16 protein-coding genes and 2 pseudogenes are annotated in these 17742 nt (G+C 67.1%); 2 read left to right on the forward strand and 16 right to left on the reverse strand.

Annotated features, from left to right (window positions below; all coding sequences use genetic code 11):
- Nucleotides 1-33: 33 nt before the first annotated feature.
- The 4 genes from ACSJDS_RS18505 to ACSJDS_RS18520 form a co-directional block, all read right to left on the reverse strand.
- The gene (locus tag ACSJDS_RS18505; protein WP_473034518.1) at nucleotides 34-180 is read right to left on the reverse strand and encodes a hypothetical protein; all 147 of its coding nucleotides are present in this window, start codon (nucleotides 178-180) and stop codon (nucleotides 34-36) included.
- Nucleotides 168-878, reverse strand: a complete 711-nt coding sequence (locus ACSJDS_RS18510; protein ID WP_473034519.1) for an MFS transporter — start codon at nucleotides 876-878, stop codon at nucleotides 168-170. Before ACSJDS_RS18510 ends, ACSJDS_RS18505 begins: the two co-directional genes overlap by 13 nt.
- Nucleotides 809-1231 (reverse strand): hypothetical protein, encoded by a 423-nt coding sequence (locus ACSJDS_RS18515; protein ID WP_473034520.1) that lies wholly within the window; start codon nucleotides 1229-1231, stop codon nucleotides 809-811. The genes ACSJDS_RS18510 and ACSJDS_RS18515 overlap by 70 nt, the downstream gene beginning before the upstream one ends.
- A gap of 68 nt (nucleotides 1232-1299) precedes the next feature.
- Nucleotides 1300-1644 carry a DsrE/DsrF/TusD sulfur relay family protein gene (locus tag ACSJDS_RS18520; RefSeq protein WP_473034521.1) on the reverse strand — a complete coding sequence of 115 codons (345 nt, stop codon included), beginning with the start codon at nucleotides 1642-1644 and terminating at the stop codon, nucleotides 1300-1302.
- Between the two features lie 111 nt (nucleotides 1645-1755).
- Here ACSJDS_RS18520 and ACSJDS_RS18525 point away from each other — a divergent pair, with 111 nt between their 5' ends.
- Nucleotides 1756-2412, forward strand: coding sequence for an ArsR/SmtB family transcription factor (locus ACSJDS_RS18525; RefSeq protein ID WP_473034522.1), 657 nt, complete (start codon nucleotides 1756-1758; stop codon nucleotides 2410-2412).
- Between the two features lie 38 nt (nucleotides 2413-2450).
- Here ACSJDS_RS18525 and ACSJDS_RS18530 read toward each other — a convergent pair whose 3' ends face one another.
- The 12 genes and pseudogenes from ACSJDS_RS18530 to doeA form a co-directional block, all read right to left on the reverse strand.
- Nucleotides 2451-3134, reverse strand: a complete 684-nt coding sequence (locus ACSJDS_RS18530) for a haloacid dehalogenase type II (RefSeq protein ID WP_473034523.1) — start codon at nucleotides 3132-3134, stop codon at nucleotides 2451-2453.
- 149 nt (nucleotides 3135-3283) lie between these two features.
- Nucleotides 3284-4702, reverse strand: coding sequence for an aminotransferase (locus tag ACSJDS_RS18535; protein WP_473034524.1), 1419 nt, complete (start codon nucleotides 4700-4702; stop codon nucleotides 3284-3286).
- 494 nt (nucleotides 4703-5196) lie between these two features.
- Nucleotides 5197-6693 (reverse strand): annotated as a pseudogene (locus ACSJDS_RS18540) (NAD-dependent succinate-semialdehyde dehydrogenase).
- Between the two features lie 232 nt (nucleotides 6694-6925).
- The gene (locus tag ACSJDS_RS18545) at nucleotides 6926-9709 is read right to left on the reverse strand and encodes an aminotransferase class I/II-fold pyridoxal phosphate-dependent enzyme (RefSeq protein WP_473034525.1); all 2784 of its coding nucleotides are present in this window, start codon (nucleotides 9707-9709) and stop codon (nucleotides 6926-6928) included.
- A gap of 58 nt (nucleotides 9710-9767) precedes the next feature.
- Complete coding sequence (locus ACSJDS_RS18550; RefSeq protein ID WP_473034526.1) at nucleotides 9768-10001, reverse strand: hypothetical protein; 234 nt, start codon at nucleotides 9999-10001, stop codon at nucleotides 9768-9770.
- Entirely contained in the window at nucleotides 9968-10624 is a 657-nt protein-coding gene (locus ACSJDS_RS18555; protein ID WP_473035073.1) for a C45 family autoproteolytic acyltransferase/hydolase, read from the reverse strand. The genes ACSJDS_RS18550 and ACSJDS_RS18555 overlap by 34 nt, the downstream gene beginning before the upstream one ends.
- Nucleotides 10525-10764, reverse strand: coding sequence for a hypothetical protein (locus tag ACSJDS_RS18560; protein ID WP_473035115.1), 240 nt, complete (start codon nucleotides 10762-10764; stop codon nucleotides 10525-10527). Before ACSJDS_RS18560 ends, ACSJDS_RS18555 begins: the two co-directional genes overlap by 100 nt.
- Nucleotides 10765-10808: 44 nt before the next feature.
- Nucleotides 10809-12371 carry a biotin carboxylase gene (locus ACSJDS_RS18565; RefSeq protein WP_473035074.1) on the reverse strand — a complete coding sequence of 521 codons (1563 nt, stop codon included), beginning with the start codon at nucleotides 12369-12371 and terminating at the stop codon, nucleotides 10809-10811.
- A gap of 111 nt (nucleotides 12372-12482) precedes the next feature.
- Nucleotides 12483-13352: a carbon-nitrogen hydrolase family protein gene (locus ACSJDS_RS18570; protein WP_473034527.1), complete on the reverse strand. Its 870-nt coding sequence runs from the start codon at nucleotides 13350-13352 to the stop codon at nucleotides 12483-12485.
- 214 nt (nucleotides 13353-13566) lie between these two features.
- Nucleotides 13567-14040 carry an Lrp/AsnC family transcriptional regulator gene (locus tag ACSJDS_RS18575; protein ID WP_473034528.1) on the reverse strand — a complete coding sequence of 158 codons (474 nt, stop codon included), beginning with the start codon at nucleotides 14038-14040 and terminating at the stop codon, nucleotides 13567-13569.
- A 16-nt stretch (nucleotides 14041-14056) separates the two neighbouring features.
- Nucleotides 14057-15070: a N(2)-acetyl-L-2,4-diaminobutanoate deacetylase DoeB gene (doeB, locus tag ACSJDS_RS18580; RefSeq protein ID WP_473034529.1), complete on the reverse strand. Its 1014-nt coding sequence runs from the start codon at nucleotides 15068-15070 to the stop codon at nucleotides 14057-14059.
- 266 nt (nucleotides 15071-15336) lie between these two features.
- Nucleotides 15337-16535 (reverse strand): annotated as a pseudogene (gene doeA, locus ACSJDS_RS18585) (ectoine hydrolase DoeA).
- A 271-nt stretch (nucleotides 16536-16806) separates the two neighbouring features.
- Here doeA and ACSJDS_RS18590 point away from each other — a divergent pair.
- A complete protein-coding gene (locus ACSJDS_RS18590; protein WP_473034530.1) occupies nucleotides 16807-17742 on the forward strand; it encodes a 2-hydroxyacid dehydrogenase in 936 nt (311 codons plus the stop codon).

The raw sequence follows: 17742 nt of genomic DNA on the forward strand, positions 1-17742 counted from the left end.
CGATAGCCGGTCCCCGGCCGCGTCGGATCAGGGCTAGACGGGACGGGACATCGCGCGACGGCTACCACGACGCAGCCATAGCGTGGCCAGGGCCACCGCCAAAATCGCCGGCAGCATGGCCAGATTGAGGGTCTCCCAGCCCAGGCGGTGCAGCAGCGCCCCCGACATCAGCGACCCCATGGCCACCAGCGCGAAGATGATGAGGTCATTGATGCCCTGCACCTTGCCGCGTTCGGCCTCGCTATGTACCGAAGACAGCAGCGCGCTGCCCCCACGAAGAGGAAATTCCAGCCGATGCCGAGGAGCACGAGGGCCACCCAGAAGTGCCCGAGACTGGCACCGAGGTTGGCGACCAGGACCGCGGCGGCCAGCAAGGCGGTACCGGCCAGCAGAATGGCCGACACACCGAAACGGGCGATCAGGCTACCCGTCACGAATGAGGGGGCGAACATGCCCAGCACATGCCACTGCATGATAAAGGCGACCTGGGCCATCTCGAAGCCGCGGGCCCGCATGGCCAGCGGCGTGGCGGTCATCACCAGCACCATGATGGCGTAGCCCACCGCCCCGGCCAGTACCGCCACCAGGAAGCCGGGCCGGGCGGCGATGGTGGCCATGGAGCGTGACGTCTCGCCGGGCTGGGGCTCGCCGCTGGGCGGTACCCGCAGCTGCGTCAGCAGGCCAATGGCCAGCAGGGCGAGAAGGGCGATGACCAGATAGGGGCCACCGCCGGGCACGCCAGCCACCAGGTCGGTGGCCACGCTGGCATTCCAGGGGCCGAGGAAGGCGGCGACCACCCCGCCGGCCATCACGAAGGAGATCGCCCGGCTGCGAAAGGCGGCACTGGCCACGTCGGCAGCCGCGAAGCGATAGTACATGGCGAACCCCTGATAGAGGCCCAGCAGCAGGTTGCCGGCACAGAACAACCAGAAGGTGCCCCCGCAACGGCGCCGAAGCTGATCAGCCCCCCGAGCACGCCGCCCAGGCTCGCTCCCGTGATGAACCCGCGGCGCCGCCCCACCCGCTTCATGTACAGCGAGGCCGGCAGGGTCGAGATCACCGTGCCCAGCATCATCATGGCAATCGGCAGCGTCGCCAGGCTCGGGTCGGGGCTGAGCTGCTGACCGATGACCCCGCTCAGCGTCATCACGGTGATCGAAGCCACCATGAATAGCGTCTGGCTGATGACCAGAATGGCCACGTTGCATTTTTCCAAGCGTGCGGGGGTCATGTGAGCCTCTCTCCTTCGCGGCTGAATCCGTTCACAGGGTGCCTAAGGACTGCACCCAGCAGTACGCGTCAAAAAATCAACACCTTGTCGGCCTGCTCGGTGGCCTCGGCCAGGGCTTCCATGGTGCTGCGCTGCGCGCCCGACACCAGCTCGTCGACGGCGATTCCCCGAGCATCCATGCAGGTGCCGCACAGCAACACGCGGCCCTTGGCGGTGACGCGCTTGATCATGCGCTCGGCGTTGTAGAAGCCGTCCGGAGTTTGCTGGCCGCGCTTGGCGCCCGACACGGCATCGCCCATCAGAAACACGGTCACCTCGCTCTCGCGCTTGAGCAGCGCATGGGCGAGGCGCAGGCCATTGTAGAGTCGTTCAGTGCCGTAGGGAGGATCGTTGATGACGATGAGGGTCTGCATGGCGTCGCTCCTTTTTCATCATTCCATGAATCGATAGAATGATGGTTCTATGCATGACCCTCTGTCAACCGGCACAATGGGGGTATCCGCTTTCCATCGAGAGATGCAACGATGACGTCGCAACAGCAACTGCTCGACACCCTGGCCCTGGTTGCCCGCGCCCTGGGCAACGGTCACCGCCTGGCCCTGCTGGAGCGCCTGGCCCAGGGCGAGGCGCCGGTTGAGACGCTCGCGAGCACCGCCGATCTCACGGTAGGGAACGCCTCCCAGCATCTTCAGCAGCTGCGGCGAGCGGGCCTGGTGACTGCCAGGCGCGCCGGCAAGCAGATGATCTATCGCCTGACCGATGAGCGCGTCGTCACCCTGATGGGCCTGCTGCGCCAGGTGGCCGAGACCAACCTGGCCGAAATGGAGCGCCTGGTCGGCCGGCTATTTGCCGACGACGATGCCCAGGGGGCTCTGGAAGCGGTCTCCCGAGGTGAGCTGCTGGCCAAGCTGGAAAGCGGGCAGGTGGCACTGCTGGATGTTCGACCCGAGGAGGAGTACGAGGCCGGGCATCTGCCCGAGGCGATCAACATCCCCCTGGCCCAGCTCGAGGTGATGCTGGAGAGGCTGCCCCGGGACAAGGAGATCGTCGCCTACTGCCGGGGGCCGTATTGCGCCCTCTCCCACGAGGCCGTGCAGCGCCTGCGCCAGCTCGGCTATCGCGTCCGGCGCTTCGAGGAGGGCTATCCGGAGTGGAAGGCCGCCGGACTGCCGGTGGCCTGAGTCCTGGCAGCCTGTCGGATTTGACCAATGACAGGCTGCTAGGCCAGCCGCTCGGCCAGGGCGTCCAGGTCGGGCACCGTCATATCGGGTTCGACGCCCCAGGGGTCGAAGGGGGCCTCGGGGGTGCGGCGCACCCAGGCGGCGTGCAGGCCGGCGTGACGGGCGCCGATCACGTCGAAGGGGTTGCTGGAGATCAGCCAGGTATCGCCGGGGGCAACATCGAGGCGGTGGCGCAGGTGGGCGTAGACCGCCGGATCGGGCTTGAAGCGCTTGACCTCGTCGACGCTGACCACGGTCTCGAAGTGCTCGCCGAGGCCCGCCCGGTCGAGCAGCGCCTCCACCGCCTCCCGGGTGCCGTTGGAGAAGGCCGCGCAGCGCACGCCGGCCCGGGTCAGCCGCGCCAGGGTTTCGGCCGCCTCGGCAAAGGCCGGCAGCTCGCCGTAGACGCCCATCAGGTGGGCCTTGTCGCTGTCCGAAAGCGCCGTCTGCAAGGCGCGATCGGTGAAGGCCAGCGCCTCCTCGGTGCATTGGGAAAACGGCACATAGGCGCCCATCAGGCCGCGGCGGAAGCTGTACTCCAGCTGCTTGTCCCGCCAGCGTCGTGAGAACTCGGCGGCCAGCCCCTGCCTGCCCGACTTGCCAAGCCGGGTTTCCAGCTCCGCCACCACGCCGTGGGTATCGATCAGGGTGCCGTAGACATCGAAGGCCAGTACCGTTGCCATCGTCGCGCTCCTCGGTTGGGTCTCGATGACAGAGCATGAGGCCACGGGGTGGCAGGCTCAAGCCCCGGCTACTCAAGCCAAGCACATGAGAGCGCCGCGGGGTCTCCCCGCGGCGCTCTCATCGGCTGACTGGTGGCGCTGGGGCGCCGTCAGGCGCGCACCGCCTGGAGGGCGCCCTCGCGCACCAGGGCATCGGTGACCCCATCCACCGCGCGGCGGACCCGGGCAACGATCTCGTCGACCTCGGCACGAGTGGTGACCAGCGGCGGCGCAAAACCCAGGATGTCGCCCTGGGGCATGGCGCGGGCGATCAGGTTCTCGTCGAGCGCCGCGGCGGCGATACGCGGGCCCACCTTGAGGGCCGGGTCGAAGGCCGCCCGCTGCTCGGGGGCGACCGAAAACTCCAGCGCCGCCAGCATGCCCACGCCGCGCACGTTGCCGACGATGGGATGGTCGCCGAAGGCGGCCTGCATCTGCTGCTGCAGGTAGGCGCCGGTCTCGGCGGCGTTGGCGGTGAGGCCCTCGCGCTCGATGATCGCCAGGTTGGCCAGGCCGGCGGCGCAGCCCAGGGCGTGGCCGGAGTAGGTCCAGCCGTGGCCGATGGGGCCGTACTCGCCGGTGCCGGCTTCCAGCACCTGCCAGACACGGTCGCCGACGATGACGCCGGATAGCGGCTGGTAGGCGCTGGTCAGCCCCTTGGCGACGGTGATCAGGTCGGGCTTGATGCCGTAGTAATGACTGCCGAAGTCGGCGCCGATCCGCCCGAAGCCGCACACCACTTCGTCGGCGATCAGCAGCACGTCATACTTCGCCAGCACCGCCTGGATGGCTTCCCAGTAGCCCTCCGGCGGCGGCACGATGCCGCCGGTGCCGAGCACCGGCTCGCCGATGAAGGCGGCCACGGTGTCGGGCCCTTCGGCCAGGATCATCTCCTCGAGCTTGCCGGCGCAATGCTGCGAGAACTCGCGCTCGGTCATGCCCTCCAGCTCGGCGGCGCGCTGGTAGTAGAACGGCGCCTCGGTGTGCAGGATGCCGGCCATGGGCAGGTCGAACTGGTCGTGGAACGCCTTGAGCCCGGTGAGCGAGCCGGTGGCGAGCCCCGAGCCGTGGTAGCCGCGCATGCGCGAGATGACCTTCTTCTTCTGCGGCAGGCCGCGCACGTTGTTGTAGTAGCGCACGATCTTGAGCTGGGTCTCGTTGGCATCAGAGCCGCCCAGGCCGTAGTAGACCTTGGACATGCCGGGGCCGGCGAGTTCGAGGATCTTCTCGGACAGCGCGATCTGGGGCTCGTTGGCGTGGCCCACGTAGGTGTGATAGTAGGAGAGCTCCAGGGCCTGCTGATAGATCGCCTCGGCCACCTCGGTGCGCCCGTAGCCGATATTGACGCAGTAGAGGCCCGCGAAGGCGTCGATGAACTCGCGGCCGTCCTTGTCGCGGATATGGATGCCCTTGCCGCCGGTGATCACCCGGCCCGGCGCATCGCCATGGGCGAAGTCGCGCAGGTGGGTGGAGGCGTGAAAGGTCACCTTGCGGTCGCGGTCGATCAGTTCCCTGTGCTGCTGGTTCATTTCGCTCTCTCTTTCTCAAGGCTCCCCGGCGTCCCGCCGGGGAGGTTTCAGTAAAGTTACTCGGGGGCACCAATCGTCCGGCAGAACCGGCCTCCCACAATTGGTTTCCCTACCTTCGGTGGCCCATCCGGTGGGAGGGCGATTTATCGCGCGAAGCAGTGCGCAGCACTGCCGGAAGGAACCCGGGCGCCTGCGGCGCCGATCGCCCGGCAGAGCCGGCCTCCCACCTTGGTTTCCCTACCTTCGGAGGCCCATCCGGTGGGAGGGCGATTTATCGCGCGAAGCAGTGCGCAGCACTGCCGGAAGGCACCCGGGCGCCTGCGGCGACGATCGCCCGGCAGAGCCGGCCTCCCACAATTGGTTCCCTACCTTCGGCGGCCCATCCGGTGGGAGGACGCTTCAGCGCGCGAAGCAGTGCGCAGCACTGCCGGAAGGCACCCGGGCGCCTGCGGCGCCAATCGCCCGGCAGAGCCGGCCTCCCACAGGGACAGGAATCAACTACCAGAGACGGAGCCCAGGCCGCCCAGACAGTAATACTTCGTCTCCAGATACTCATCGATGCCGGTGATGCCGCCCTCGCGGCCCAGGCCCGACTGCTTGACGCCGCCGAAGGGCACGGGGGACCGGTCATCTTCACCGAGTTGACGCTGACCATGCCGTACTCCAGCGCCCGCAGCAGCTTCCAGATGCGGCGGATGTCGTGGGTGTAGACGTAGGCGGCGAGACCATACTCGGTATCGTTGGCCATGGCGATCACTTCCTCGTCGTCCCGGTAGGGGGTCACCCCCGCCACCGGCGCGAAGTTCTCCTCGCGCCACACCTTCATCTCCGCCGTCACCCCGGTGAGCAGCACCGGCATGAAGAAGTTCTCGCCGGGTGCCGCGCTCTGGTCGCCGGCCACCAGGGTCGCCCCGCGGGAGAGGGCGTCGTCGACGATGGCCGCGGCCTTCTCCACCGCCTGGCGGTGAATCAGCGGCCCCAGGTCGACCTCGCCTTCCAGGCCGTTGCCCACGGTCAGCGCCGCCATGCGCTCGGCGAAGTGGGCGACGAAGTCGTCATGGATCGACTCGTGCACGAGGATGCGGTTGGCGGCCAGGCAGTCCTGCCCCGCGGTCTGGAACTGGCGGCCACCGCCGCATAGGCGGCCTCCTTGGGGTCCATGTCCGGGCCGACGATAAAGGGGCGTTGCCGCCCAGTTCCAGGGAGACGCGCTTCACCGTCTGGGCGCTCTGCTCCAGCAGCAGCCGTCCGACCCGGGTGGAGCCGGTGAACGACAGCGCCTTGACCCGCTCTTCCGCACACAGCAGCTTGGAGACTTCCGCGGGCTCGCCCAGCACCACGTTGAAGACCCCGGCGGGAATGCCCGCGCGCTCGGCCAGCTCCGCCAGCGCCAGCGCCGAGAAGGGGGTCTCGCCGGCCGGCTTGACGATCACCGAGCAGCCAGCGGCCAAGGCCGCGGCGGCCTTGCGGGTGATCATCGCCAGCGGGAAGTTCCAGGGCGTGATCAGCGCCGCGATTCCCAGCGGCTCCTTGATCGTGCCCAGCGCCGCGCTGGGAATGTGGCTGGGAATGGTCTCGCCGAAGGTGCGCTTGCCCTCCTCGGCGAACCAGCGCACGAAGCTGGCGCCATACTCCACCTCACCGCGGGCGTCCGGCAGTGGCTTGCCCTGCTCCAGGGTCATGATGATGGCCAGGTCCTCGCGGTTGGCGAGGATCAGGTCGTGCCAGGCCAGCAGCCGCTCGCAGCGCTCGTCGGCGCGCAGCGCCCGCCAGTGCACGAAGGCGGCATCGGCGGCGTCCACGGCAGCCTGGATCTGGTGTGCCTCGAGCCAGGGGATATGGCCCAGCGCCTCGCCGGTGGCCGGATCGAAGACGGCCTCTTCGCGACCGCCCTCGCCGTGGGTCCACTTGCCGTCGACATAGGCGTACTGACGGAAAAGACGCGGATCGTCGAGCATGGTGGACAGCGTCCTGGCCAGCTTCATGTTCATGCGGCACCTCCCCTGAATGCACCGGCCCGCGGATCGTGGAGATGGCCGGTGATGGTCAAAATGGTCGAGCGGCCGTCTGGCCGCTCGATGACCATAGGGTAAAGGCTTTGAAGGGGAAGGACTTTTCGATCGAGCGCCTGGCGAGTTGCGATATTTTTCGTCCTGACGCGTTAAGTCGTCGATTTCTTCTGCGGCCTGGCCGCGCCCCTTGGGCGCGACCGCAGCGGCCGACTCAGCCCGCCGGTGGATCGGCCAGGGCCGCCTCGGTGAACACGATCAGGCCGAGCTCGGGGCGGTAGCCGTGGATCTCGGTGACGTCCAGGGCCTGCAGGAAATAGAGGATCTCCTCGCTGATCACCTGGCCCGGCACCAGTACCGGGAACCCCGGCGGATAGGGAATCACGAAGCTCGCCGAGACCACGTCGCGCCCGGCCCGCATCTCGCCCTGCAGCTCGCCGTTGTCGAAGCGCAGGTACTCGGTGTTCTCCTCGTCATAGCTCAGGAAATAGGCGCGCCGGATATCGCCCTCGGGGGTGTCGCCGGCGGGATTGGGCCGGAAGGCGTCATGGAAGCGACTGAAGTCGGGCAGCGGCGGCAGCTCCTGGGTCAGCGAGCGCACGTGATGCTCGATGATCTTGCGCTCGGGGCGGCTGCTCTCCTCCCAGCGGTACTCGAACTCCTTGGCCAGCTTGATCAGCACGTCGAGCAGGTAGGCGATAGAGCCCCGGGTGGTACCGATGTTGGTCATGAACAGCACGGTGTTGCGCGAGGTCTTGTTGATCTGGATACCGTACTTGTTCATCAGGTAGTCGTTCTTGAAGGCATCGCCGTCGACGCCGGTGGCGCCGATGGCGATGGTCACCCGGCTGGGGTCGACCACGAACTCGTCCCGGGCCCAGGCCTCCTCCATGGCGTTCCAGCCGGTGACCGGGTCGTAGTAGGACTCGACCCCGGACTCGCGATACTCCGCCGGCACCAGGTCGGCGTTCTTGAGCACCCGGAAATACTTCTGCAGCAGCGGGTGGCTGTAGAGCTGCTCGCGCAGTGAGAGCGCCGCCTCCACCTGGGCGTGGACCAGCTCGAAGCCCTCCATCTCGGCCTGCATGCGCCCCACGTCCAGCGAGGCGAGGATCTGGTAGTTGGGCGAGGTGGAGGTGTGGGTCATGTAGGCCTCGTGGAACGGCGCCTCGACCTTCTGGCGGAAGTCCTGGTCCCATACATGGATCATCGAGCCCTGGCGCAGCGAGGTCAGGGTCTTGTGGGTGGAGTGGGTGGCGTAGGCACGGATGCGCACCGCCTCGGGGTCGGGCAGCAGGCGGTTGTCGAGCCAGGTGGCGTCATCGTCCGGGTCGAGGGCATCGAACTCGGCCTTCCAGGCCGCGTACTCCTCCCGATAGCTGTCGCTGCGGTAGCGGTAGCGCAGGGTGCGGGCGGTGTGCATGGCGGTGCGGGGGCGATAGGTGGGGTTGAAGCCGGCGAAGGCGAACCACGCCTCGTCCCACAGGAACACCAGGTCGGGCTTGATCGCCAGGCACTCCTCCATGACCCGGCGCACGTTGTAGACCACGCCGTCGAAGGTGCAGTTGGTGAGCAGCAGCATCTTCACCTTGTCGAGCTGCCCGGCGCGCTTGTACTTGAGCAGGGTCTTCTTGATCTCCCGCAGCGGCACCGCCCCGTACATGGAGTAGTCGTGAAGCGGATAGGAGTCCAGGTAGCTGACGTGGGCGCCGGCCAGCACCATGCCGTAGTGGTGCGACTTGTGGCAGTCGCGGTCGATCAGCACGATGTCGCGGGGTTTGATCAGCGCCTGAACGACGATCTTGTTGGCCGTCGAGGTGCCGTTGGTGACGAAGAAGCTCTGGCGGGCGCCGAAGGCCCTAGCGGCATACTCCTGGGCCTTCTTGATCGGCCCGTAGGGCTGCAGCAGCGAATCGAGCCCGCCGGAGGTGGCCGAGGTCTCGGCCAGGAAGATATTGATGCCGTAGAAGTCGATCATCTGCCCCGCCCAGTGAGAGCGGGTCACCGACTTGCCCCGGGAGATGGGCATGGCGTGGAAGACGCCGGTGGGCTTGCGACTGTACTCGCGCAGGGCATCGAAGAAGGGGGTGCGGTAGCGGCTGTCGATGGCGCGCAGGATGGTGTGATGCTGCTCGATGTAGTCGGTTTCGCGATAGAAGATGCGATTGAAATAGCGGATGTCGCGGCTCGCGGTGGCCTCCACGTCGCCGCTGGTGACCAGGAACTGGTCGATCTCCGGGCGCAGCTCGTGGATCATCGAGCTGAGCAGGATGCTGCGCTCGGCCTCGGTCTGGCTCTCCAGTGCCTTCTCGGAGAGCCCCTCCAGGTAGTTGCGCAGGGCGCTGAGGTTGTACTTGGACTTGTAGGGAAACTCGTAGCGGATCAGGCAGGCCTGGATATTGGGATTGACCAGCACCGCGATCAGCGCGTCCTCGAAGCTTCTCACCGTGACCACGTCGTAGACGAAGCGGTCCTCGGGGCGGCGCATGTTGCGGAAGGCCTCGCGGACCACCTCCTCTTCCTGGGCGGAGAGGTTGTCGACGACCAGCAGCTCGAAGTAGGGCTGCGCCGAGCTGTTGGAGGCCGGGTGGCCGTGGCGCAGCTGGGCCAGGGCGTCCAGGGTCTCGAGATCCTCGGCATCGGCATCGGTCTCGGAGAGGTCCACGTGGCGGCGCCGGTAGGACTCGCTGATCAGCGCTCGCACCAGCCGCTTGACCACCTTCTCCAGCAGCGTGTACTCCTCGCGGTCGAACAGCGACCAGAGATGGCGAAAGTCCTCCTTGGAGGGAAAGGCGTGGTAGTCCTCGATGATCTCGAGCCGCGTCAGCTTGACGTCGATGGCCTTGATCAGGTTCTTGGCGCGGCTCTCGTCGTCGAGCCGCACCAGGATGCCAAGATCGCGCTTCAGTGCATTCCAGGTGTCGGCACGCAGGTGGGAGATCTTGTGATAGAAGCCCAGCGCCGAGTAGGACGTATCGGAATGGTTGGTCTCTTGCATGACGCCACCTTCGTATGTTGATTATTGTCGGCCGCTGTCGTCGACGCTCCGGAAACGCCTAGCCGGCGGTAAGATTGCGCGCGCCATAGCGCACCGTCAGTCGCTCCTCCGGAAAGTCGTCGAACGTGAGATCCCACCAGCGACCGGGCCAGTGGAACTGGGCGCGCCCCTCCCCGGGGCGGTAGACGGCGGTGTACACCGTGCCCAGGCCGCGGGCGTAGTCGTGGCGAAACAGCGGCGGTGAGAAGAAGGCCGAGATCAGCCGCTCCTCGGTGGTGGCCTCATCGTCCACCAGGATGAGAGCTGGCGCTCGCGGATCAGGGTCTCGGAGGCCAGCGCATGGGCGTACCACTCGATCTTCTTCTGATGGTTGGTGGCCACCGGCACGCGGCGGATGCTGGCCCGGCGATCGGGGCCGATCATCGCCGTGACGTAGCGCCCGGCGCTGTCGGCCACGGTGATGTTGTAGGCCATATGGGTCGGCACTCGTGCCAGCACCTCGGCCGCCTCGGGCACGCTGTGGCAGAACTCCAGGATATAGCGCAGGATGATCGGCGCCCCGAAGCCCTCCCCCACCGCCTTGCGCCCGCCGAAGGCCAGCGAGACGGCGAGCCCCCGGTCGTTCATGCCGTCGAGCACTCCCCACAGGCAGTCGGTCATGGCGATCACGCCGCGCCCGTTCCAGCGGGTGTAGAGCACGCTCCCTTCGCAGAGCTCCGGCGGATAGTCGTAGTTGCGCGCCAGCAGGGTGGCACCGGGACGCGCCAGCACCGCCTGGGAGCAGCCGGTGATATAGGGCGGCGGCTGGTAGAGACTCAGGAAGCGCGCCGCCAGATCGCCGCCCCGGCCAGCTCGCAGAGCGCCCGGTAGCTCGGCAACAGCTCCGGCATGTGCCGGCGCAGCGCGTTGAGGCAGGCCAGATAGCCCGGCCGCTCGCGCTCGCCCTCGCTGAGGTACCAGGCCTCGTAGGCCGGCCAGTGGGTGTCGAACAGCCCACGCCACTTGGGCCCCGGCATCGCCTCATGCACACTCTGGAACACCAGCGTCTTGTCCATATCGGCCGGCGGCGCGCCGCGAGAGGCAGCGCCGCGCTCCCCGCTCACAGGATCTTGAAGTTGCCGCCACCCACGGCGTGGTTGACCGCGACCTGCTCCACCACCGGGTCCTGCAGCGACTGGCCCAGGTACTGGTCGCGAATGCCGTCGATCCACGCCTTGGCGCGCTCGGTGAGCTGGAAATCGTCGTCCATCAGGCGCCCGCGGGTGATCAGGATGCCCAGGTCCGCCCCCTCGTAGCGGAAATCGCCGGCCCCGCTGATGCGCAGGAAGAAGCCTTCCTGCTCGTTCTCGGCGGCGTGGGGGTGGTAGCTGTAGTGGTCATAGGCGATGCTGCCGTCCTCGGCCATCTTCCACACCCCGGTGCGCGGGGCGGAAGTGAGCAGGTCGACGCTCTCGTCGGTATGCTTGATCACCAGCTGGCTCCAGCTGTCGACGCTGTCGGGGTGGGACCAGCGCTCGTTGATCTCCTCGATGTCGAGCTCGAAGTCGAGATCGGAGAACTCCAGCAGGTGGAAGAGGAACAGCGGGATATCGGAGTGGGCGAAGGCCGCCACGTTGGTGAGCGAGCTGGCGCCGGTCACCCGCGGATTGAGCTCGCCGAGATAGACGTCGCCGCTGTCCATGTCGATCAGGAAGTCGAGCTCGAAGTAGCCGCGGTAGCCCTCCTCGCGCAGCGCCTCGCCGAACTGGAAGGTGTACTCCCGGGCCTTGTCGCGGATCTCCTGGGAGAAGGCCCCGGCGAACATCTCGTTGCCGCACCAGCCGCCCTTGTAGGGGGTCAGGGTCTTGAAGCCGACCAGCTCGGTCATCAGCGGGCCCACCACCGTGCCGCAGCGGGTGGCACAGGCCTCGATGGCCGAGCCGCGGCAGTTGATGCGCTTCATGATCTTGACCTCGGGCTCGGCCTCGATCTCCTCGGCGTGCTTGTCGTAGTCGTCCTCGCTGGCAATGAAGAAGGTGGTGTGGCCGGAGTCGCCGAAGGCGGTCTGCACCACCAGGTCGGTGCCCAGCTCCTGGCTCACCTCGCAGAGCTCCTGGTAGCTGCCCACCCTGGCCAGCACGTTGGGCACGCTGGGCACGCCGGCCTTGTTGCCGATGCGCACCGTCTCGATCTTGTTGTCCATGCGCGAGCGCAGCGCCGCCGGCGGGAAGGCCACCTTGAGCCCCAGCTGCTGGCACACCTCCTCGGTGTGCTCGTCGAACATCAGGAAGGCGGCGGTGCCGGCATTCTCACCGTCGGCCCGCGACTGGATGAAGTCGATGACCTCCTTGTGCTCGAGCAGGTAGTTGTTGATGTCCTCGATGCTCTCGAAGTCGCGGGGAAACTTCTCCTTGGGGACGAAGACGTTGCGCTGCTGACCGTCGAAGCAGTCGATGTAGTTGATGTGGCGAAAATTCCCACCCAGTCGCCGATCCCCAGCAGGTTGAAGTTGGTGGCGGAGATAAAGTAGATGGGCTCCTTGTTGTTGCGGAAGTGGCGGCGAACATCGGCAATGCTTGTTATTTTGCTCATCGTTGTCGCTCCATCGGTGGCGGGAGAGCTCCCGGTGTCCGGCCCGCCGGACGACGCCGGGCCGGGGAAGACGGGTCCTCGGCAGCGCTATCGGACGCCGAGGCGCGACCCAGCAGGCGACGCAGCGCTCGAATCAGGTTTTCCAGCATGTGGGGTGCCTCCTTTATCGCGCTTGGTATCGCATCGCTGGACCGCCCGGTGCTCAGTACTCCTCGATATCGGCGCGCAGGGGCTTGGCCAGCGGGCCCAGGGTATCGAGGAACGCCGACGAGCCGGTCTCGCTGCGGTAGAGCGAGAAGTCGACCCGACGGTCGCGGAAGCTCTTCAACGGCTGGCCAAGCCCGCGCAGGCCGGTCTCCCGCTCGCGGCGCACCCGGTTCATGTCCACCTCGATGGGCATGACCTCCTCGCCGGTGCCCGCCTGGTGAATGACGTCGCCGGAGGGCCCCACCACGATGGAGCGGCCGTTGCCGATGGCCCCGGCGCCGTTGATGTCGAAGAAGTAGCACTGGTTGACCGCGGCGTTGGTGCGGGCGATGGAAAGCTCGATGTCGCGGTCGATGGTGTCGGTCATGGTGGGATGCAGGATCACCTCGGCACCCATGGCGGCCAGGGTCCGGGTGGTCTCGGGGAACCACATGTCATAGCAGATCGACACCCCGAAGCGCCCCACGTTGGGCACGTCGAAGGTGACGAACTCACTGCCGCTCTCCACCCCGGCCTCGTAGGGACGGAAGGGAAACTGCTTGCGGTAGCGCGCCACCACCTGGCCGTGGGGGTTGATGACCGACAGGGTGTTGTAGACCTGGCCCTCGGCCTGCTCGAACATCGAGCCGGGAATCAGCCAGATGCGATGCTGCTCGGCAAGCTGGCAGAACAGCCCCTCGGTGGAACTGGGCAGCGGCTGGGCGTGGTGCGGCGATGCGCCCATGGGCATCAGCTCGCTGAACAGCACCATCTGCACCTGGGGAAAACGGCTCATCAGCACGTCGACCCGGTGGCGCATGGCCTCGGTATTGTCGCCGTGGTGCAGGGCATGCATCTGCACCCCGGCAATGGTGAAATAGGTCATGATGGTTCTCTCTGCCTCAGGCGATCTCGAAACATTCGGCTACGCGGGTCTGGCACTGCCCGGTTGCCTTCGCAATTTCATGAAAATAGGCACCAGCGGGATCGCCCGTCACGGGTGAGCAGTGGCTCACCTGCTCCCTGAAGCTTAAGTCAATTGGCGACGACATGACATCAACGCTGAATTAGCGTTAGCCATCGAGGGCCTGCCCCGGGCCTCAGGCCGGCTCCCGGGGCAGCTGATCCGGCCGGGTCTGCTTGACCGTCTTGGTGACGATATAGGTGAAGTAGCGCTCGATGCCGGCCTCACCGGTGAGCCAGGCGTCGATGAGCCGCTGGTAGGCGTCGATGGAGTCGGTCTCCACCTTGATCAGGTAGTCCATGCCGCCGCCCACCGCCACGCACTCGGTGACCTCGGGGGTGGCGTGAACCAGCGCCTCGAAGCGGGCAAAGCTCTCGGCATTATGGGCCTTGAGCTCGATCTGCACCCACACCGGCGTGCGCTTGACCAGCGCCGCGGCATTGATCCGCGCGCTGTAGCCCTCGATGATGCCGGCCCGCTCCAGGCGCCGAACCCGCTCCCAGCAGGGGCTGACCGAGAGATTGATCGCCTCGGCCAGCTTGGACTTGGTGATCCGCCCGTCTCGGGAGAGGATCTCGAGGATCTTCAGGTCGTAACGATCCAGTTTCATGGCGATTCCGGCACCCTCAGCCCAGGGAGTCGACGACATCGGCGATCACCGCGACGGTATCGCCCATGTTGACCAGCGCCGGGTGACGCCGCGCTGCCAGCACGCCGCTGCGGCTGGCGCGGTACTCCACGGGGGCGCTGCCGCTGCGGGTCATGTCGTAGACCCGGGCCACCACCTCGCCTTTTTCGACCCGCTCGCCCAGGGCGTGGCAGAGTTCCAGCACGCCCGAGTGTTCACTCTGCACGTAGCAGCTGGCGTCGGGCATATCGAGGTAGACCTGGGGCTCGCTCGGCATGGCCACTTCGCCGGCCATCAGGCCGTAGTGGATGAGGAAATTGCGCACGCCGCGCTCGGTGATCGCCATGCTCTCGGGGGTGGAGGTGCCGCCCCCGCCGAGCTCGGTGGCCACGAAGACCTTGCCCTGGCTCTCCACGGCGGTGTCGAAGAGAGCCGCGGCGTCGAGTTCGAACATCATCATGGCGTAGGGGGCGCCGAAGGCCTTGGCGCCCTCGAGCGCCTGGCGCTGCTGCTCGGGGTCGTCCAGCACATGGGAGGCGCCGAAGGGGATGATGTCCAGGGTGCGCCCGCCGGAGTGCAGGTCGAGCACCACGTCGCATATGGGCACCATCACCCGGGTGAAGTAGTCGGCGATCTTCTCGGTAACGTTGCCGTCCGGGTCGCCGGGAAAGCTGCGGTTGAGATTGCCGCCGTCGAGGCCTGAGGTGCGCTTGCCGGCCGTCACCGCCGGGGTGTTCATGCAGGGCACGATGATCACCCGGCCGCTGACCTCCTCGGCCTTGAGCTGGCTCGATAGCTTGAGCAGCGAGGTGATGCCCTCGTACTCGTCGCCGTGGTTGCCGCCGGTGAGCAGCGCGGTGGGGCCCTCGCCGTTCTTGACCACGGTGATCGGAATCATCACCGCCCCCCAGGCCGACTCGTCGGTGGAGCTCGGCAGCTTGAGGAAGCCGTGCTGGACGCCGTCGGCATCGAAATCGACGGTGGCGCTGATGGGGCTGGGACGCTTGGTCATAGTCAGGGTCTCCTTGTAAGCTCTTCGCAAACTAGCGTGAAATGCCTGTGTGGGAGGGACGGCTCGACGCCTCGACTTCAGCTCCGGTTCGACGCTTCGTTTCCCTACCTTCGGTGGCCCATCCGGTGGGAGGGCGCTTCAGCGCGCGAAGCAGTGCGCAGCACTGCCGGAAGGAACCCAGGCGCCTACTTCGCAGCATCGAACCGCCGACCTCCCACCATACAGCCTGCAGATTAGATTCACGCCAAAGTGAAAAGCAGCCTCCTTTAGCGCACAAAAAGCTGGCGCGGGAAGTTGGCCAGGGTCTCGCAGCCGGTCTCGGTGATCAGGATGCTCTCGGTGATCTCGAGCCCCCAGTCGTCCTGCCACATGCCGGGCATGAAGTGAAACGTCATGCCCGGCTGCAGGACCGTCTCGTCGGAGGGGCGCAGGCTCATGGTGCGCTCGCCCCAGTCCGGCGGATAGCTGATGCCGATGGGGTAGCCGCAGCGCGCACCGCCGCGGTCGAAGCCGTACTTGTCCATGGCCGTCCCCAGCGCCATGGCAATGTCCGCCGTGCGATTGCCGGGTTTGGCCACCGCGAGGCCGAGCTCGATGCCCTCCAGCAGCGCCGACTCGGCGCGCACGAAGTCCTGGGGCGGCTTGCCCAGGTAGACGGTGCGCGACATCGGCGCATGGTAGCGCTTGAACACCCCGGCGATCTCGAAGAAGGTCCCCTCGCCCTCGCGAAAGGGGGTGTCGTCCCAGGTGAGATGGGGCGCGGCGGCGTCCTTGCCGGTGGGCAGCATCGGCACGATGGCCGGGTAGTCGCCGCCGAAGACCTTGCCGCTGTCGTCCACCCAGCCTTCGATCCCCACCCGGTAGATCTCCGAGACCAGCTTGCTCTTGGGCAGGCCGGGCTCGATCACCTCGAGGATGCGCGAGTGCATGCCCTCGACGATCTTGCCGGCCACGCGCATGTAGTCGATCTCCTGGGCGACTTGATCGCCCGGCACCAGTTGACCAGCGAGTTGGCGTCCAGGAAGCGGGCGTGGGGCAGCTCCCTCAGCAGGCTCTGGTAGGCCTTCGCCGAGAAGTAGTAGTTGTCCATCTCCAGCCCCACCACGCCCTGGTGCCAGCCGCGATCGGGCATGATCGACTGGGCCAGATAGTCCATGGGGTGCATGTCCGGGTTCTGGACGTAGTAGTCCGGGTAGTAGGTGATGTTCTCCGGATCGATCCAGCAGGTGCGCAGTGCCCCGTTGGCGTCCATGCGCCGGCCGTACCACACCGGCTGCCCCTCGAGCCCCACCAGCACGCACTGATGCACGTAGAAGGACCAGCCGTCATAGCCGGTGAGCCAGGCCATGTTGGAGGGGTCGCTGATGACCAGCACATCGATGCCTCGACCGGCCATCTCGGCACGCACCTTCCACAGGCGGCTGGCATACTCCTCGCGGGTGAAGGGCAGGGTTACCTCAGTCATAGGGCCACTCGCCATCGCAGCATCAAGAAAATCGGCCCTCTCGCGGTGGGGAGAAGGCCGGGCCAGGGTGACGACTCACTGACGAAGTGCCGGACCGGGGAGCCACACCGGTCAATGCGCCAGGCAGTGGGGCAAGCCCCCTTGGGTGGAGGTTACTGCCAACCCCTGGTAGCCGGTCAAGCATTTCCTGATGTCCCGATTCACCGGGCCCGGGGCTTGCTCCCGGCCCCCGCCTTCCAAGATGAAGCGGGCCAGTTCCAAGGAGATCGTTATGAAAGTGGTAGTCCACATCGACGACGCCGACCAGTGGCGCGATGCCCTGGCCAGCCGGCTGCCGGAAGCCGAGGTGGTAACCAGCGAGGCGCCCGAGGCCCAGCGCCGCGACGCCGACTACCTGGCGGTCTGGAAGCCGCCGGCGGCGCTGCTGCGCGAGCCGCGCCGGCTCAAGGGCATCGTCAACCTGGGGGCCGGGGTCGACGCCCTGCTGGGCAACCCGGGGCTGCCCGCGGGGGTCCCCATCGTCAAGCTGCGCGACGCCGGCATGGCGGGGCTGATCGGCGACTATGTGCGCTACGGCATCCTGCACTTCCAGCGCGACTTCGACCGCTACCGCCGCCAGCAGCAGGCCCGGCAGTGGCACGAGCATGCGGTGGTCGACAAGGCCGACTGGGCGGTGGGCGTGCTGGGGCTGGGCGCCATCGGCGCCCGGGTGGCGGCCATGGTGGCCGCCGACGGTTTCCCGGTGCACGGCTGGAGCCGCTCGCCGAAGCGCCTCGATGGCATCGTCTGCCATCACGGCGATGAGGGGCTCAAGGCGCTGCTCTCCCAGGTGCGCACCCTGGTACTGCTGCTTCCGGACACCCCGGCGACGCGCCATGTCATCGACGCAAAGGCCCTGGCGCGGCTGCCCGAGGGAGCCAGCCTGATCAATCCGGGGCGCGGCACCCTGATCGACGAGGCCGCGCTGCTGGACGCCCTGGGCGATGGTGACACCGAGGGGCGGCTGCGCGGCGCGCTGCTCGACGCCTTCCCCGAGGAGCCGCTGCCCGAGGCGAGCCCGCTATGGCGCCATCCGCGCGTCTGGGTCACCCCGCACATGGCCGGCCCCACCCCGCTGAGCACGGCGCTGGACCAGGTGGCCGAGGCGCTGCGCGCCTTCGAGGCCGGCGAGCCCCAGGCCACGGTGAACCCCGCCGACGGCTACTAG

The organism is Halomonas sp. SL18_1 (assembly GCF_055755715.1).

Excerpts from the sequence above, each read along its gene's own strand:
- ACSJDS_RS18505 (WP_473034518.1), bottom strand. The coding sequence starts at position 180 with ATGGGGTCGCTGATGTCGGGGGCGCTGCTGCACCGCCTGGGCTGGGAG.
- ACSJDS_RS18510 (WP_473034519.1), bottom strand. The coding sequence starts at position 878 with ATGTACTATCGCTTCGCGGCTGCCGACGTGGCCAGTGCCGCCTTTCGC.
- ACSJDS_RS18515 (WP_473034520.1), bottom strand. The coding sequence starts at position 1,231 with ATGACCCCCGCACGCTTGGAAAAATGCAACGTGGCCATTCTGGTCATC.
- ACSJDS_RS18520 (WP_473034521.1), bottom strand. The coding sequence starts at position 1,644 with ATGCAGACCCTCATCGTCATCAACGATCCTCCCTACGGCACTGAACGA.
- ACSJDS_RS18525 (WP_473034522.1), top strand. The coding sequence starts at position 1,756 with ATGACGTCGCAACAGCAACTGCTCGACACCCTGGCCCTGGTTGCCCGC.
- ACSJDS_RS18530 (WP_473034523.1), bottom strand. The coding sequence starts at position 3,134 with ATGGCAACGGTACTGGCCTTCGATGTCTACGGCACCCTGATCGATACC.
- ACSJDS_RS18535 (WP_473034524.1), bottom strand. The coding sequence starts at position 4,702 with ATGAACCAGCAGCACAGGGAACTGATCGACCGCGACCGCAAGGTGACC.
- ACSJDS_RS18545 (WP_473034525.1), bottom strand. The coding sequence starts at position 9,709 with ATGCAAGAGACCAACCATTCCGATACGTCCTACTCGGCGCTGGGCTTC.
- ACSJDS_RS18560 (WP_473035115.1), bottom strand. The coding sequence starts at position 10,764 with ATGGACAAGACGCTGGTGTTCCAGAGTGTGCATGAGGCGATGCCGGGG.
- ACSJDS_RS18570 (WP_473034527.1), bottom strand. The coding sequence starts at position 13,352 with ATGACCTATTTCACCATTGCCGGGGTGCAGATGCATGCCCTGCACCAC.
- ACSJDS_RS18575 (WP_473034528.1), bottom strand. The coding sequence starts at position 14,040 with ATGAAACTGGATCGTTACGACCTGAAGATCCTCGAGATCCTCTCCCGA.
- doeB (WP_473034529.1), bottom strand. The coding sequence starts at position 15,070 with ATGACCAAGCGTCCCAGCCCCATCAGCGCCACCGTCGATTTCGATGCC.
- ACSJDS_RS18590 (WP_473034530.1), top strand. The coding sequence starts at position 16,807 with ATGAAAGTGGTAGTCCACATCGACGACGCCGACCAGTGGCGCGATGCC.